Here is a 15,211-nt window from a genome sequence, read left to right as displayed (position 1 = left end):
AAATCGCTTAATCACGCCATGCGCAGCCTCCCCAAAGACCGACAAATGGCGAGAAGAATCTCGCTTACGCATGGAGCGATTCAACATTTTGCATGCGCAGCCAGCCCACGCCTTGCCGGCCGGGCCTCGGCACAGGTGCGCTTTAGCACGCGCCGCCGCACATGAGCTCGATGATCGTCCGGTCCGTCTCGCGCATGCCCTGGGCCGCGAGCACGCCCACGTTGCGGATCGTGTTCTCCACGCCCTTGACCACGATGCCGTCCCCGCCAAAGAACTGCTCGCCGCGCCGCTGCATCTGCATGCCGAGCAGGCCCGCCTCCACCGCGCTCGCGATCTTGGCCGCGCAGCTCGCCTTGGCGCCGTCGCACACCATGCCCGAGTCGATGGCCAGGGCGTTGACCACGGTGTGGGCCACCTCGCGGTAGCGTCCGCCGTACAGGTACGTGATGCCGGCCGCCGCGCCCGCGCCCGCGCTCGTGGCGCCGCAGTACGCGGACAGCTTGCCGATGCCCGTCTTGAGATGGATGCTCACCAGGTTGGACACCACCAGCGCACGCAGCAGCTCCTCGTGGCTCGCGCCCAGCTCGCGCGCGTAGACCACAACCGGGACGCTCGCGGTGATGCCCTGGTTGCCGCTCCCGGAGTTGATGACCACCGGCAGCTCGCAGCCGCCCATGCGCGCGTCCGATCCAGCCGCCGCCCACGCCTTGGCCCGGTTGGCGACGGCGTCGCCGTAGGCGGACAGCAGCACGGACCCCACGTTGGCGCCCCAGCTGCTGGCAAGTCCCGCCTCGGCGATGGCAACGTTGCACTCGACCTGGCGCTCCAGCACGGCGCGCACGTCGTCCAGGTCTACCTCGCCCGCAAACTCGACGATCTTCTCGACCGTGAGGCAGCTGCGGTCCGTCGGGGCGTCGGACGCGCCCGCGGCCTCCTCGTACGACCGGGCGAGAAGAACCTCCCCGTCGCGCTCGAGCCGGATGACGTTGGTGTGGCCGCCCGCGATCTCGCAGAGCGCCGCGTGCCCGGCGGCCTCCGCGCGCACCTGGATGTCAAAGACCCAGGGCCGCTCGGACGGGCGCACCGCGACCTCGTGCTCGGCGAGAAACGCGTGCATCTGCGCGATCTGCTCCTCGCGCACGCCGGCGAGCACCTCGAGCTCGGCGCCGGCGTCTCCCGCCACCGCGCCGGCCGCTGCCGCCGCCTCGATGCCGTGCGCGCCGCCGGTGTTGGGTACGACGACGCTCTTGACGTTCTTGATGATGTTCGCGCTTGCGGCCACGTCGATGCGCTCTGGCAGCGTGCCGAGCGCCTCGCGGGCCTTCGCGGCGGCGAGCGCCACCGCGATGGGCTCGGTGCAGCCCATCGCGCAGACGAGCTCCTCCTCGAGGATGGCGACGTAGGCGTCGTAGGTCTCCTGGTCCATGGACCCTCCTGGGCAAGGCGTTACAGCGATGTTTCTCAGCATGGTATCAGCTCGAGGTTCTTCTCGCCGCGCGCTATCCTGCCGACGTGCGCGTAACTTTCTCGCATCGGGTGCGCCCGCTTGCAAGGGGGAGGGGAATGGGTCCCCTCCGGTTGCGTCGCGCGGAAGGGGATTTCACACAAAAGGGAAAGGAACCACCATGAAGGCCACCCCCACGCACGTGTACGTATCCGACAGAGTCTCTCGCCGCGACTTCCTCAAGATCTCGAGCCTCGTGGCGGGCATGGGAAGCCTGGTAGTCCTTTCCGGCTGCGGCCCCGCCGCGCAGGACGCGACCACTGACGACTCCTCCGACGCCAGCGCCGACGCCGACGCCTCGACCGAGGCCGCCACGCTCGGCGACGGCACCACCCTGCGCGTGGGCATGGAGGCGGCCTACGCCCCGTACAACTGGCAGGTCTCCGAGGCCTCCGAGTACACCATCCCCATCGAGAACGTCTCCGGCGCCTACGCCGACGGCTACGACGTGCAGGTGGCCAAGATGATCGCCGAGGCCCTGGGCATGGAGCCCGTGGCCGTGAAGCTCGACTTTGCCGGCCTCATCGACGCGCTCAACAACGGCCAGATCGACATCGTCTGCGCCGGCATGTCCGTTGACCCGGACCGCGCGCAGTCCGCCGACTTCTCCGACTCCTACATCGACGACGACATCGTCATGATCACCACGCAGGACTCTCCCTACGCGGGCGCCACGACCTTCGCCGACCTTTCGGGCGCGTCGGTCATGGGGCAGGCGGCCACCATGTACGACACGGTCATCGACCAGATCCCCGACATCAACCACATGACGCCGGGCGAGACCGTGCCCATCGTCGTGGAGAGCCTCGCCTCCGGCACGAGCGACGTCATCACCTACTCCATGCTCTCCGTGCCCAAGCTGCTCGAGACCTACCCCAACTTCGTGGAGCTTGAGATGGAGGACAAGTTCGAGGGCTCCGTCATGCCGGACAACGCGGCCATCGCCAAGGGCCAGGACGCCATCCTCGAGCAGATCAACGAGGTCATCAACGCCATCCCCGAGGACGAGCGCCAGCAGATGTGGAACGACTGCATGGATCGCCAGCCCGCCTAGCCGGCCCGGCCGTCCCACCCTCACGTAAGATGGACGCGTGTCGAGGTTCTTCTCGGCGCGCGTCCGCACGCGTTTGTCCCTAAGGAGAAAAACATGGGTTCCGCCCCCTCCGGAGAGCAGGTGCCGAGAAGAGCGCGTGGCCGCGTCGCCTCGTTCTTCTGCGACGACCACCGCTACGTGCTTCTGGGCACGAGCGCGGCCGCCCTCGCTGGCATGCTGCTCTCGAGCTCGCCGCGTCCCGCGATGAGCTTCCTCGCCCACGCGTTCACCGTCGAGTTCGTGATGTACTACGTGCTCGTGGCGTGGCTCGTGGTGAGCGGCGTCGCGCTGCTGTTCAAGCTCACGCACTGGAAGACCTACGCCGAGTCCGCGCCCTTCACCCGTCCGGGCGCCCGTCGCGCGCTGCGCTTTGCCTCGTACGTGATCTGGGCGATCGCGCTCGTGCTCTTCGTTGACCGCGTGGTCATGGGCGTGGCGTCGGCGTGGGAGGTCGCCGTGCAGGCCGCAAGCTCGGCGGACCCGCGCCGCCCCGAGCCCATGCTCGAGAGCATGTGCTACATCCTCTACCAGGGGCGCGACACGTTCTTCACCGGCCTTGTCACCACCGTCGAGCTGGCGGTCTTTGGTACCGTGATCGCGTTTTTCCTGGCGCTGCTGCTCGTCTTCGCGCGCATCCAGACCATCGACCGGCCGGACAACGACTTCGTGCGCTTCTGGAAGGTCGTCGGCTCGGGCTTTGCCAAGCTCTACTCCACGGTGGTCCGCGGCACGCCGATGATGGTCCAGGCCATGATCATCTACTACGGCGTCTTTGGCATCCTGCGCATGACCGCGCTCACCACCACCCAGATCAACGGCATCTGGACGACGTTTCTCGCGGGCCTCGTGACCATCACGCTCAACTCGACCGCGTACATGATGGAGGTGCTGCGCGGCGGCATCGAGTCGGTCGACAGGGGCCAGACCGAGGCGGCGCGCTCCCTGGGCCTCTCGCAGTGGCAGGCCATGGCCAAGGTCGTCTTCCCGCAGGGAATCAAGTACGCGATCCCCGGCCTCTCCAACGAGCTCGTCATCAACATCAAGGACTCGTCGGTGCTCTCGGTCGTCGGCACCTTCGACCTGATGTTTGCCACCACGACCGTGGCCGGCATCTACTACCAGCAGTTCCAGACGGCGCTCATCTCCACGGTTGCCTACCTCATCCTCACGATGGTGGCCACGTGGCTGCTCGGGCGCTTTGCGCACCGCTTCAACGTGAGCGCCGAGGTCATGGGCAGCACGTCTGACACGCCCGTCAAGACCGAGGAGGTCAGCGCCGTGCCCCTGCGGAACGGTAAGAAGCATCGTCGCGGCTGGGGCCAGGGGAGGTAGGACATCATGAGAAACGCTTCCGCATCGCGCGCCGCCGGTGCCGCAGAGCCGATGGTTCGCATCGAGGGGCTGCGCAAGTCCTTCGGCGACCTTGAGGTCCTGCGCGACATCAACCTCGACGTCATGCCCGGCCAGGTGGTGACGATCATCGGCGCCTCGGGGTCGGGCAAGTCGACGCTTCTGCGCTGCATCAACCTGCTCGAGACGCCCGACGCCGGCCACGTGTGGTTCCACGGGGCTGACCTCGCCGCCGAGCACGTGGACGTGAACCGCCTGCGCGAGAAGATTGGCATGGTCTTCCAGGGCTTCAACCTGTTCAACAACATGAACGTGCTCGACAACTGCACGCTCGCCCCCGTGACGCTGGGGAAGATGGACAAGGCCGAGGCCGAGCGCGTGGCGATGGGGCACCTGGAGGCGGTGGGCCTCGCGGACTTCGCGCGAGCCGACGTCAACAACCTCTCCGGCGGCCAGAAGCAGCGCGTCGCCATCGCGCGGGCGCTGTGCATGAGCCCGGACCTCATGCTCTTCGACGAGCCGACGAGCGCGCTCGACCCGGAGATCGTGGGCGAGGTCCTCGAGGTCATGCGGCGCCTGGCTGCCGAGGGCATGACGATGGTCGTGGTCACGCACGAGATGGCCTTTGCGAAGAACGTCTCCGACGAGGTCGTCTTCATGGACAAGGGCGTCATCGCCGAGAAGGGCACGCCGGAGAAGATCTTCTCGGCGCCCGAGCACCCGCGCACCCGCGAGTTCCTCGCCCGCTACCTGGAATAGGCGCGCGACGCGACGCCCGCGCCCAAGGTCTGGTCTGCACTCGAAGTTTGGCCCGCACTCGAAGCCCGCACCCAAGAAGTGCGGGCTTTTTTCTCGCCTCGGCCCGCACTTCTCGCCATACGCCGAGAAGAACCGCGCACTTGCTGTCTCAAGACCGGAACTGTGGCCGCACTCCTCAGGTGCGGTCCCCAAGTGCAGCCCCCAGGTGCAGCCCCCAGGTGCGGCCTGCGTCCCCGAATGCGGTTCCAGGCGCGTCCGGACCGCCCGCCGTTCCGGCCGTGATACGATTTCAGCGTGTGCCGGAAGGCCGGCGGGCTACGAGGAGGATGCCATGGTCGATGGGTTCGTCAAGGTCGCGGCGGTGACGCCGGAGGTGCGCGTCGCGGACGTCTCCTTCAACGTGGGGGCCTGCGTGGCCGCCGCGCGCCAGGCTGCCGAGAAGGACGGTGCGGCCGTCATCGTGCTGCCCGAGCTCGCGCTCACGGGCTACACCTGCGAGGACCTCTTCTGGCAGGAGTCGCTCGTCCGCGCCGCCGAGGCGGGCCTCGCCGAGTTTGCCGCCCGCACCGCCGACCTTCCCGCCCTCATCCTCGTGGGCGTGCCCGTGCGCGCCGGCGGCAAGCTCTACAACTGCGCCGCCGCCGTCTCCCGCGGCGAGGTCCTCGGCCTCGTGCCCAAGACGCACATTCCCACCTACAACGAGTTCTACGAGGGGCGCCACTTCGTTCCCGGCCCCGACGAGGTCACGCTCGTCCTGTTTGCCGGCAACCAGGACACCCTCTTTGGCACGAACCTGCTCTTTACCTGCGAGGAGCTCCCCGAGCTCGTGGTGGCGGCAGAGATCTGCGAGGACCTCTGGGTTCCCGCGCCGCCCTCCACGGCCCACGCGCAGGCCGGAGCCACGCTGATCTGCAACCTCAGCGCGTCCAACGCCATCGTGGGCAAGGCGGACTACCGCCGCAGCCTCGTGTCCGGCCAGAGCGCCCGCCTCGTCTGCGGCTACGTCTACGCGAGCGCCGGCACCGGCGAGTCCACGCAGGACCTCGTCTTCTCCGGGCACGATCTCTTGGCCGAGAACGGCCGCCTGCTCGCGGAGGGCAGACCCTTCGGCGACGGTCGCGCCGTCTCCGAGATCGACGTGCGCCTGCTCGCCCAGGAGCGCACGCGCATGTCCACCTTCGAGTGCGCGTCCTCGCCCGAGGCCGCGGGCTATGCGGTCGCGTCGTTCTCGCTGGGCGCGGACGCGGCCACGCGCGAGACCACGCTCACCCGCTACGTTGACCCGCACCCCTTCGTGCCCACCGACGCCGCCCGCCGCGCGGAGCGTTGCGAGGACGTCTTCTCCATCCAGGCGCACGGCCTGGTCAAGCGCCTCGCGCACACGCGCTCGTGCCGCGCGGTGATCGGCCTCTCGGGAGGGCTCGACTCCACGCTCGCCCTTCTCGTGGCCGTGCGCGCCTTCGACCTGCTGGGGCTTCCGCGCGACGGCGTCATCGCGGTGACCATGCCGGGCTTCGGCACCACCGACCGCACCTACAACAACGCCTGCGAGCTCGCCCGCACCGTCGGCGCGGAGCTTCGCGAGGTCGGCATCGCCGCCGCGGTGCGCCAGCACTTCTCGGACATCGGACACGACGAGTCCGTCCACGACGTCACCTACGAGAACTCCCAGGCGCGCGAGCGCACGCAGATCCTCATGGACGTGGCCAACCAGGAGGGTGGCCTCGTCATCGGCACGGGCGACCTCTCAGAGCTGGCGCTCGGCTGGGCCACCTACAACGGTGACCACATGTCCATGTACGCGGTGAACGCAGGCGTTCCCAAGACGCTCGTGCGCCATCTGGTGCGCTACGTGGCCGACACCTGTGGGGACGAGGCCGAGGCGCGCGTCCTTCTCGACGTGCTGGACACGCCCGTCTCGCCGGAGCTCTTGCCGGCCACCGGTGACGGCACGATCGCGCAGAGGACCGAGGACCTCGTGGGCCCCTACGAGCTGCACGACTTCTTCCTGTACGAGGTGCTGCGCCGCGGGTCGAGCCCGCGCAAGGTCTACCGCCTGGCCCGCTACGCCCTGGGCGAGAAGTACGACGACGAGACGATCCTCTCCTGGCTCAAGGTCTTCTACCGGCGCTACTTCGCGCAGCAGTTCAAGCGCAGCTGCCTGCCCGACGGTCCCAAGGTGGGCTCTGCGGCCGTGAGTCCGCGCGGCGACCTGCGCATGCCGTCGGACGCCTGCGCGACGCTCTGGCTCGCCGAGCTCGAGGAGCTGTGACGCGAAGGGACAGTCCCTTCGCGTCACGCAACGGTGAAGACGTACTCCGCCCAGCCCTCGTCGAAGCTTGCTACGAGTTCGTAGCGGTAGCCCGACTCGACGCGGAGTCGGGCGGTGCCGTCGGCGGTCAGCTCAACGGACGTGTCCTCCTCAGCGGGCAAGTCGGTCGCCCCTTGCACTAGGCTGACGAGCGGGCCTATGAGGGGGACGCGGCGGGGCAGGGCGTTCCACGCCTCGATGTCCTTCTCGCTCCAGCACCGCGCGGTTACGCCAGCGGGCGTCTGGTCAAAGCTCACGCTGACCCGCCCGTCTGTCCCGGCCGTGACGCTCGGGATTTCGTCGATTGAGAATTCGTACGACTCTACCTGCTCGACGCTCAAATGGGTCTCGGTGCCGTTGGCGCTGCTCCAGTAGGTCCAGTCGCAGTCTAAGGTCGTGACCTCGACGCCGCTTCCGGACGGTGCGTCACTGGCCGCCACGTGAGCCACGGGCAGGTCGGGGTCCTCCGAGGGGTCGTGCGGCAGCGTTATGCACGAGCCCACCGTCAGCACAAAGATGACGACCACGGCGAAAATCACGAACCTGCGTGTGCGCCTTGCGCCTCCTGTGTCCATGGCAGCCCCCTAGCGACGCAAATGACACGAAGCGACAGTCCCTTCGCGTCACGCAACGGTGAAGACGTACATGGCGATGCCCTGCTCGAAGCTGACCTCGAGCGCGTAGCGGTAGCCGGGCTCGACGGTCAGCGTCACGCCACCGTCCGCGAGCTGCGCGTCGATGGTCTCCCCGATGACGTCGCTCGCGCTCAGCTCGTGCACGGAGCCGGTCGCCGCGGCCGCCTCGGAGATGTCGGCCTCGAGGTAGCGCGTCACGTCGACGTAGACGGCGGGCTCGTCAAAGCTGGCAGTGACCTCGGTGGGCCCGTCGACCGTGGCCTCGGGCATGCCCTCGGCCTCGTACTGGATGGGGTGCGGCGCGTCGGTGGTGACCGTCTGCGTCTCCCCGTCCTGCTCGAAGGTCCACGTCGAGCTGCAGGTCAGCGGGAAGAGGGAGACAATGGCGTCTGCGGTGCGGTACTCGACCGTCGCGTAGGGCGGGTCGGCCGGGTCGCGGCTGGCGTCGAGCTGGGAGACCAGGTCGGCGTACTTCTCAGCGTCCTCGGGCGCACCCTCCTCGACGACCTCCACCTTGGTGATGCCGGGATACTGGCCGGGGTAGCTCTCGAGCATGATGCCGTTTCCGGTCACGCGCACGACGTTGCCGGTCGCGAGCTCGGGCGCGTCCTCGGGCAGGGTGGGGTAGTAGGGGGTCTCGGTCTCCTGGTCTACAAAGAGGACCTGGCCGTCGGAGAGCGTGACGACCATCGCGGTCGAGGTGAACTCGTCGGCCGACTCGGTCGCGGCGGGGGCCTCGTCCTGGCCGGCGTCAGCCGCGGGCGCCTCCTGCGTCTGGGCCTTGCAGCCCGTGGCGAGAAGAACGAGCGCGAGCGCGGCGGTCACGGCGGTCACGGCGGTCAGAGCGGTGCGGATCCTCATGGGTCGGCCCTCCAGTCGTAGGCGTTGAGTCCATGCTAGTCGTTTTGCCTTCAGGCTGCGCTCAGGCGGCGGGCGGCGGCTGCGACCCCGCGGGCGGCGCGAGGCGGCTGGTTCTTCTCGCCTGCGCTTCTTGCCCTCAGAAAATCTAAGTGCCGCGACTAAGATTTTTTCTAGCGAGGTGGTATAAGTCCGCGTGGGTGGGTATGATTCTGAACGTTGGATAGGGCGGTGCGCGCACAGTCGTCGGCACCGCAGAAGCGCGCCCGTGCGGGCGCCCCAGAAGGAGGTTCTTGAACATGACTCTGAAGCCGCTTGGTGACCGCGTCCTCGTCAAGCCCGCCCCCAAGGAGGAGAAGACCTCGACCGGTCTCTACATCTCGAGTGGCGCGCAGGAGAAGCCGCAGCGCGGCGAGGTCGTCGCCGTGGGCGCCGGCAAGATGAACGAGCACGGCGAGCGCATCGCCCTCGACGTCAAGCCTGGCGACGAGGTCTACTACGGCAAGTTCGGCGGCAACGAGGTCAAGATCGACGGCGAGGACTTCCTGCTGCTTCGCGCCGACGACATCTACGCCATCATCGAGGACTAGTCACAACCACTATCGCGCATCGCGAGAACAACTTTGGAGGAAAGAAATGGCTAAGGACATTCTTTTTGGCACCGACGCTCGCGCCAAGCTCGCCAAGGGCGTGAATACCCTCGCCGACGCCGTGACCACCACCATGGGCCCCAAGGGCCGCTACGTTGCCCTGCAGCGCTCCTACGGCGCCCCCACCATCACCAACGACGGCGTCTCCGTGGCCAAGGAGATCGAGCTCAAGGACCCCATCGAGAACATGGGCGCCCAGCTCGTGAAGGAGGTCGCCACCAAGACCAACGACGCCGTGGGTGACGGCACCACCACCGCCACGCTCCTCGCCCAGGTCATCGTCAACGAGGGCCTTCGCAACGTCGCCGCCGGCGCCAACCCCATCGCCATCCGTCGCGGCGTCGACAAGGCCGTGAACGCCGTCGTCGAGGAGATGCGCGCGGGCGCCCAGGAGGTCTCCACCAAGCAGCAGATCGCCTCGGTCGGCACCATCTCCGCCTCCGACCCCGAGATCGGCGCCAAGATCTCTGACGCCATGGAGGTCGTGGGCAAGGACGGCGTCATCACCGTCGAGGAGTCCCAGACCTTCGGCATCGACATCGACACCGTCGAGGGCATGCAGTTCGACAAGGGCTACATCTCCCCGTACTTCTCGACCAACAACGAGAACATGACGGCCGAGCTCGACTCCCCGTACATCCTCATGACCGACCAGAAGATCTCCAACATCCAGGACATCCTCCCGATCCTCGAGGCCGTCCAGAAGCAGGGCGCCCCGCTGCTCATCATCGCCGAGGACGTGGACGGCGAGGCCCTGGCCACGCTGATCCTCAACAAGCTCCGCGGCGTCCTCAACGTCTGCGCCGTCAAGGCCCCCGGCTACGGTGACCGCCGCAAGCGCATGCTCGAGGACATCGCCATCCTGACCGGCGGCCAGGTTGCCATGAAGGAGCTCGGCGTCCAGCTCACCGACGTCACCGCCGAGATGCTCGGTCGCGCCAAGTCCGTCAAGATCTCCAAGGACGATACCACCATCGTGGGCGGCGCCGGCTCCAAGGACGCCATCGACGAGCGCATCGCCCAGATCAAGGCCGAGTACGAGGTGACCACCTCCGACTTCGACAAGGAGAAGCTCCAGGAGCGCCTTGCCAAGCTGGCCGGCGGCGTGGCCGTCATCAAGGTCGGCGCGGCCACCGAGGTCGAGCTCAAGGAGATCAAGCACCGCATCGAGGACGCCCTGCAGGCGACCCGCGCGGCCGTTGAGGAGGGCATCGTCGCCGGCGGCGGCGTGGCGTTCCTCGAGGCCTCCAAGGTCCTCGACGGCGTCGAGACCGCCGACTCCGACGAGAAGATCGGCGTGGAGATCGTCCGCAAGGCCCTCGAGGCGCCCGTGAAGACCATCGCCAACAACGCTGGCTTCGAGGGCTCCGTCGTGGCCGAGAAGATCAAGAGCCTGCCCGCCGGCCAGGGCCTCGACTCCGCCACCGGCGAGTACGGCGACATGATCGAGATGGGCGTGCTCGACCCGGTCAAGGTTGCCCGCGTGACCCTGCAGAACGCCGCCTCCGTGGCGTCGCTCATCCTCATCACCGAGGCCACCGTCTCCGACGAGCCCAAGAACACCACCATCGAGGAGGCCATCTCCGCGGCGGCTGCCCAGGGCGGCCAGGGTGGCATGTACTAGGCTCAACGCCTGAACTAACCTGACTCGGGGAGGCCCCGGGTTTCCACGCAGAAGTGCGCTTCGCGAAACCTCTGCTTAGGAAACCCGGGGCCTCCTCTCGTTTAGTTCAGGCGTGATGGGCCTTGACTGCGGTGGAAGTTGATACGCAGTCGAGTGGCGGTGAAAGGGCTTCTGGAGGTTCTTCTCGGCCTGTTTTGGGACTTTGACCGCCACTCGAGTGGCGGTCAAATCCCGTGGTCCCGCGCAACGCCCGCACTTCTCGCCCGCACTCCACAGGTGCGGGCTTTTTTCTTGCCGCGGACCGCACTCAAGAGCAAGCGTCGAGAAGAACCTCGCACTCGGACGCGTAACCGCCCTCCCAAGCCCGCACTCCTTGGATGCCGCCCCCCCTCTCGCCGTCGCGGTTGCGCAACCCGGCCTGCTCCCCGCCACTACGTTGGAACCACGTTAAGAGCGAGAGAGGAGCGGAAATGACCGACATCGAGGAGACGCTGGAAGGCATGAGCGCGGACGAGATCGAGGAGCTCATGGAGCAGCTGAAGAGGGAGTTCGGCGTGGTCGACAAGTCCGGCCCGTGCATGAGCGCGGTAAAGGGCCTGCTCGACAGCCTCAACATCAAGTACTCCCAGCTCGACTCCGACTGCGTGTCCGTCGCGGTGGGCGACGGGGACGGCACGACGGTCTACACCAGGATCTTCTCGCTGGAGCGTGGTGGGATCCACCTCTCTACCCGAGACCTCGTCTCCTTTGCGCACGAGAGGCGCCCGCGCGCCCTGGAGCTGGCCTGCGAGCTCAACTCCCGCTACCGCTTCGCGAAGTTCTGCGTCGACGATGACGACACCATGCACGCGGAGATGGACCTCCCCGGATACGACGAGGCCAACCTCGCCGTCCTGAAGGAGTTTCTCGCGAGCATGGTCCGCGTCTGCTTTGACGCCCTGCCCGAGATCCTCAAGCTCGGCTAGGCGCGGCGGTCGCGCGCAACGAAGGCTCAGGCGGCGGAGGGAGGCACCATGAGAGGGTCGCGATGGCGTGACGCAACGTTCAACTGCGGCCTCGTGAGGCTGGGCGAGAAGGGCGACCCGGGTCCCGCCGGCGGGGACCGGTGGGGCAAGAGCTGGGACGAGTTCAGGAGGCGCATGGACTTCGTGCGCGAGGTCCGCGGGCTCAACGTCACCTTCCTCGAGGCGATGCAGGACAAGGAGGGCAACTGGGAGGTGCCGTTCTTTGCCGTCCAGGACGACTTTGGCGCGCCCGCCTCGCCGAAGGAGCTCATCGAGAAGAACACGCCCTACCGCGTGGAGTGCTACCGGACCGTGGAGCCCGCGCGCGCAGACCTGGAGACGCTCTCGATCCTTTGCGAGCTCGTGGGCGAGGAGCCCAGGGCGTCCTGGATCGACGAGGTGATCCCCGGGCAGCGGAGGGCGCCGGCCGGCCCCGGGGAGATCTTCGAGGGGCTCGTGGGCATGGAGGAGCAGCGAAAGACGCTCGAGAAGATCTCGAGCGCCGTGGCCCGCCACGGACGCGGCGCCATCGAGTGCTTCCACCTCGTCTTTGCCGGCAACCCGGGGACGGGCAAGAGCGAGCTCGCCTCGCGCCTGATCTCGTACCTCGACCTGCTGGGCATCACCGACGGCACGGGCCGGATGGTCAAGGTCGGCGAGGCGGACCTCGTTGCCAAGTACGTGGGCCACACCGCACCCAAGGTCAAGGCCGTCGTGGAGCGAGCCCTGGGGGGCCTGCTGTTCATCGACGAGTTCTACTCCATCGCCAGCGCGCCCCACTTTGGCCAGGAGGCCATCGACTGCCTCGTCGACCAGCTCGACACGCACCGCGGTGACTTCGTCTGCGTCGTCGCGGGCTACCCGGAGCAGCTCGACGCCACGCTCGACCTCAACCCGGGGCTGCGCGACCGGTTTGGCTACCGAATCGACTTCCCGGACTACACGAGCGACGAGCTGGGGCAGATCTTTCGCTCCATGGCCCGCGACCGGGGCTTCGAGACACGCTGCGATCGCGCGCTCGGGCCGGCGATGGACCGGCTGCGCTCCTCGCGCGGCTTCTCCAACGCCCGCAGCGTCCGCAAGCTCGTGGACCACGCGGTCTGCGAGGCGAGCTGGGCGCGCGAGGAGAGCGTCCTCACGGACGAGGACGTCACGGCCGCGGTGGCGCAGTGCGTGGAGGTCCCCCGTCGGCGGCCTGGCTTCGCCTAGGCGCGGGCGAGCGGCGCATAAGGGTGGGCGCCCGGGCTCCGGGCGCCCGAGAGAAGGGAGCAGTGATGAGAAGCGAGAAGTTCGTGGAGATGCTGGGGCTCATGCCGGAGGGTCCCGACCTGGGGGAGGCGCGCGACCGGCTGCGCGAGCAGCTGGAGGGCTCGGGACGCTACTGGTTCCACGACGTCTCGGGCAACGGCACGCGCTACGAGACGAGCGGTCGGAGGCACGGCATCGCCTTCGCCCGCGGGATCGTCGAGCTGAACGACGACGGCATGGTGGTCGTTCGCGTGGAGACCGGCCAGCGCGTCTCTCCCGAGCTCGAGCGCGCCACGCGGAAGCTCTTCTCGTGCTACTCGAGCCGCTTCAAGGTGCCCGGGCTCGCCGTCGAGGACGGGCGCGCGGTCTTCGTGACCGAGCCCTTCGACGCGTTTGCGGGCAGCCGCGACGTCGAGGAGGTCCTGGGCCTCGCGCTCTCCACCGTTCACGCCTTCGGCGGCGTCATGCTCGCGCTCGACGCCGGGGTGGAGCCGTGGACGCTCATCGACTACGACGACCCCGACGACGGGGACGACGATGACGGCGGCGAGCCGGTCGCGCCGCCGCGGCGATCCGGGGGAGAGTCCACCGCCGAGCTCGCGAGCGAGCTCAGGAGGCGCCTCGAGACGCTGCTCGAGCGGCGTCGGGACGAGGCCGAGGCAGCGGAGGAGCGCGCGTAGGCGCGCGGAGAGGAGACTGAGATGACCATCAAGAGCTCGGGCGCCACGCCCCTGGACGGCCTGACGCTGGGACAGGGCGGAACCGCGTTCGCGCCCTGCGACGACGACTCGTCCTACGCATACTACGAGCGTGCCGGCGCCGGCTGCTCCGTGATCTACGAGCAGGGAGACGACCACCCCTACCTGCGCTTCTCGCCCAACTGGATGCTGCCCGAGGGCGCGCGCGACCGTCGCGCGTGGCAGCGCTTCGTCTTTGGGCTCGAGGACGACCGCGCCCTCGAGCTGCGGGTCGACTTCAGCGACGGGGAGGTGCGCTACTTCTACTCGGGCACGCCGCTCGAGGAGCTCGATGACATCGAGCGTTCCATCGACGAGGGCGTCGAGTTCGTGACCTCCCTCTACCCCGACGTCGTGAGGTTCGTGGGCGAGCAGCTCGCGCCCGCGTAGGGCACGAGGCCACGGGCGATGTGGCGGGTCCCGGTCGCCGCCTGGGGCGGCCGGGGCCCGCCCTGTTCCGAGCAACTCAACCACTGGTTGTATCCGCTGGTAGAATGGGGTATCTGGATGGTTGCTGGAAATCAGCCGGCTGCGGTGACAGAGTTGGTGGCGTCAGATGGACCGCAGGAAGGGAGCTCGGATGGCCGAGAAGAACGAGACGCTGGGTCGACGCATCGCACGGCTGCGCCTGGAGCACGGCATGACGCAGGAGCGGCTGGCCCGCGAACTGGGGGTGACGGCGCAGGCCGTGAGCAAGTGGGAGAACGACCTCTCCGCGCCGGACATCATGCTGCTGCCGGAGCTCGCGCGCACGCTCGGCGTGACGGTGGACGCGCTGCTGGGTGCGGGGGAGCCGGCGTCCGGGGCGTCGGAGGGCGCGGCAGCGGAGGCTGTCGCGGAGCCGGAGCCCGTATCCGAGGAGCCGCCCGCAAGGGCGCACCGGCTTCACATCCAGGTCCACGACGCCGACGACGGCGACGACGTGAACATCAACGTCCCGCTGGGCCTGGCGAGTGCCGTGCTGCGCACTGGCGTCGGCGTGAACGTCTTTGACAACGACGTCGACACCAGGCTCCTCGCCGACGCCATCAGCCGCGGCGAGTCCGGCACCCTCGTCGAGGTCAACAGCCCCGACGGCGACCACGTGACCATCTCGCTGGAGTAGGGTGGGCAAGGAGGAACGCCATGTGCGGCGAGCCCTCGGTTGCCTCCATCGTCTCGAGAACCCCTCCTGTCGCTCATAGCGTGGGCCGCACTCGAGGCCCGCACCCGAGGAGTGTGGGCGCCGAAGGGGAGAAGGCCCATCGAGTGCGGGGCTCTTCTCGCCAGCTGTGCTTGAGTGCGCGCTGCGGCGAGAGAAAAGCCCGCACTCCTCTGGTGTGGGCTTCTGGTGCGGGCTTCGAGTGCGGGCATGAAGTGAGCGCATGGCGGGCGCGCCGGGCGACGCGGCTTGCGTGACGGACGCGCGGGCGGCGAGAAGAACCTCGTGACAGAAAAG

At 68.1% G+C, this 15,211-nt stretch carries 14 protein-coding genes; 11 read left to right on the top strand and 3 right to left on the bottom strand.

Annotated features, from left to right (window positions below):
* Positions 1-142: 142 nt before the first annotated feature.
* Positions 143-1,426, bottom strand: coding sequence for an L-cysteine desulfidase family protein (locus B5F23_RS03855; RefSeq protein WP_087351976.1), 1,284 nt, complete (start codon positions 1,424-1,426; stop codon positions 143-145).
* A gap of 199 nt (positions 1,427-1,625) precedes the next feature.
* Here B5F23_RS03855 and B5F23_RS03850 point away from each other — a divergent pair, with 199 nt between their 5' ends.
* The 4 genes from B5F23_RS03850 (at position 1,626) to B5F23_RS03835 (ending at position 6,978) form a co-directional block, all read left to right on the top strand.
* Positions 1,626-2,558 (top strand): transporter substrate-binding domain-containing protein, encoded by a 933-nt coding sequence (locus B5F23_RS03850; RefSeq protein WP_206392226.1) that lies wholly within the window; start codon positions 1,626-1,628, stop codon positions 2,556-2,558.
* Positions 2,559-2,651: 93 nt separating this feature from the next.
* On the top strand, positions 2,652-3,929 hold the full coding sequence (locus B5F23_RS03845; protein ID WP_206392223.1) for an amino acid ABC transporter permease: 1,278 nt from the start codon (positions 2,652-2,654) through the stop codon (positions 3,927-3,929).
* A gap of 6 nt (positions 3,930-3,935) precedes the next feature.
* The gene (locus B5F23_RS03840) at positions 3,936-4,706 is read left to right on the top strand and encodes an amino acid ABC transporter ATP-binding protein (protein ID WP_275083201.1); all 771 of its coding nucleotides are present in this window, start codon (positions 3,936-3,938) and stop codon (positions 4,704-4,706) included.
* A gap of 331 nt (positions 4,707-5,037) precedes the next feature.
* Complete coding sequence (locus tag B5F23_RS03835) at positions 5,038-6,978, top strand: NAD(+) synthase (protein WP_087351974.1); 1,941 nt, start codon at positions 5,038-5,040, stop codon at positions 6,976-6,978.
* A gap of 23 nt (positions 6,979-7,001) precedes the next feature.
* Here B5F23_RS03835 and B5F23_RS03830 read toward each other — a convergent pair whose 3' ends face one another.
* Positions 7,002-7,592 carry a hypothetical protein gene (locus B5F23_RS03830; protein WP_143786353.1) on the bottom strand — a complete coding sequence of 197 codons (591 nt, stop codon included), beginning with the start codon at positions 7,590-7,592 and terminating at the stop codon, positions 7,002-7,004.
* A 48-nt stretch (positions 7,593-7,640) separates the two neighbouring features.
* Positions 7,641-8,513, bottom strand: a complete 873-nt coding sequence (locus tag B5F23_RS03825; RefSeq protein WP_087351970.1) for a hypothetical protein — start codon at positions 8,511-8,513, stop codon at positions 7,641-7,643.
* A gap of 296 nt (positions 8,514-8,809) precedes the next feature.
* Here B5F23_RS03825 and groES point away from each other — a divergent pair, with 296 nt between their 5' ends.
* From groES to B5F23_RS03790, 7 genes are all read left to right on the top strand, one after another.
* A complete protein-coding gene (gene groES / locus B5F23_RS03820; RefSeq protein WP_087351968.1) occupies positions 8,810-9,100 on the top strand; it encodes a co-chaperone GroES in 291 nt (96 codons plus the stop codon).
* A 46-nt stretch (positions 9,101-9,146) separates the two neighbouring features.
* Positions 9,147-10,784, top strand: a complete 1,638-nt coding sequence (gene groL, locus B5F23_RS03815; protein WP_087351966.1) for a chaperonin GroEL — start codon at positions 9,147-9,149, stop codon at positions 10,782-10,784.
* A gap of 470 nt (positions 10,785-11,254) precedes the next feature.
* Complete coding sequence (locus B5F23_RS03810; protein WP_158096113.1) at positions 11,255-11,749, top strand: YbjN domain-containing protein; 495 nt, start codon at positions 11,255-11,257, stop codon at positions 11,747-11,749.
* Positions 11,750-11,797: 48 nt separating this feature from the next.
* The gene (locus B5F23_RS03805) at positions 11,798-12,997 is read left to right on the top strand and encodes an AAA family ATPase (protein WP_087351962.1); all 1,200 of its coding nucleotides are present in this window, start codon (positions 11,798-11,800) and stop codon (positions 12,995-12,997) included.
* A 65-nt stretch (positions 12,998-13,062) separates the two neighbouring features.
* On the top strand, positions 13,063-13,716 hold the full coding sequence (locus B5F23_RS03800; RefSeq protein WP_087351960.1) for a hypothetical protein: 654 nt from the start codon (positions 13,063-13,065) through the stop codon (positions 13,714-13,716).
* A 21-nt stretch (positions 13,717-13,737) separates the two neighbouring features.
* Positions 13,738-14,163: a hypothetical protein gene (locus tag B5F23_RS03795; protein WP_087351958.1), complete on the top strand. Its 426-nt coding sequence runs from the start codon at positions 13,738-13,740 to the stop codon at positions 14,161-14,163.
* A gap of 190 nt (positions 14,164-14,353) precedes the next feature.
* Complete coding sequence (locus tag B5F23_RS03790) at positions 14,354-14,878, top strand: helix-turn-helix domain-containing protein (RefSeq protein WP_087351956.1); 525 nt, start codon at positions 14,354-14,356, stop codon at positions 14,876-14,878.
* Positions 14,879-15,211 lie beyond the last annotated feature (333 nt).

It is taken from the genome of Olsenella sp. An188 (assembly GCF_002160255.1).
Taxonomy (GTDB): domain Bacteria; phylum Actinomycetota; class Coriobacteriia; order Coriobacteriales; family Atopobiaceae; genus Thermophilibacter; species Thermophilibacter avistercoris.
This window is presented reverse-complemented; position numbering and strand designations above follow the sequence as displayed.

What these genes read in the sequence shown, in the direction of transcription:
- B5F23_RS03855 (WP_087351976.1), bottom strand. Translation starts at nt 1,426, where the DNA reads ATGGACCAGGAGACCTACGACGCCTACGTCGCCATCCTCGAGGAGGAG.
- B5F23_RS03850 (WP_206392226.1), top strand. Translation starts at nt 1,626, where the DNA reads ATGAAGGCCACCCCCACGCACGTGTACGTATCCGACAGAGTCTCTCGC.
- B5F23_RS03845 (WP_206392223.1), top strand. Translation starts at nt 2,652, where the DNA reads ATGGGTTCCGCCCCCTCCGGAGAGCAGGTGCCGAGAAGAGCGCGTGGC.
- B5F23_RS03840 (WP_275083201.1), top strand. Translation starts at nt 3,936, where the DNA reads ATGAGAAACGCTTCCGCATCGCGCGCCGCCGGTGCCGCAGAGCCGATG.
- B5F23_RS03835 (WP_087351974.1), top strand. Translation starts at nt 5,038, where the DNA reads ATGGTCGATGGGTTCGTCAAGGTCGCGGCGGTGACGCCGGAGGTGCGC.
- B5F23_RS03830 (WP_143786353.1), bottom strand. Translation starts at nt 7,592, where the DNA reads ATGGACACAGGAGGCGCAAGGCGCACACGCAGGTTCGTGATTTTCGCC.
- B5F23_RS03825 (WP_087351970.1), bottom strand. Translation starts at nt 8,513, where the DNA reads ATGAGGATCCGCACCGCTCTGACCGCCGTGACCGCCGTGACCGCCGCG.
- groES (WP_087351968.1), top strand. Translation starts at nt 8,810, where the DNA reads ATGACTCTGAAGCCGCTTGGTGACCGCGTCCTCGTCAAGCCCGCCCCC.
- groL (WP_087351966.1), top strand. Translation starts at nt 9,147, where the DNA reads ATGGCTAAGGACATTCTTTTTGGCACCGACGCTCGCGCCAAGCTCGCC.
- B5F23_RS03810 (WP_158096113.1), top strand. Translation starts at nt 11,255, where the DNA reads ATGACCGACATCGAGGAGACGCTGGAAGGCATGAGCGCGGACGAGATC.
- B5F23_RS03805 (WP_087351962.1), top strand. Translation starts at nt 11,798, where the DNA reads ATGAGAGGGTCGCGATGGCGTGACGCAACGTTCAACTGCGGCCTCGTG.
- B5F23_RS03800 (WP_087351960.1), top strand. Translation starts at nt 13,063, where the DNA reads ATGAGAAGCGAGAAGTTCGTGGAGATGCTGGGGCTCATGCCGGAGGGT.
- B5F23_RS03795 (WP_087351958.1), top strand. Translation starts at nt 13,738, where the DNA reads ATGACCATCAAGAGCTCGGGCGCCACGCCCCTGGACGGCCTGACGCTG.
- B5F23_RS03790 (WP_087351956.1), top strand. Translation starts at nt 14,354, where the DNA reads ATGGCCGAGAAGAACGAGACGCTGGGTCGACGCATCGCACGGCTGCGC.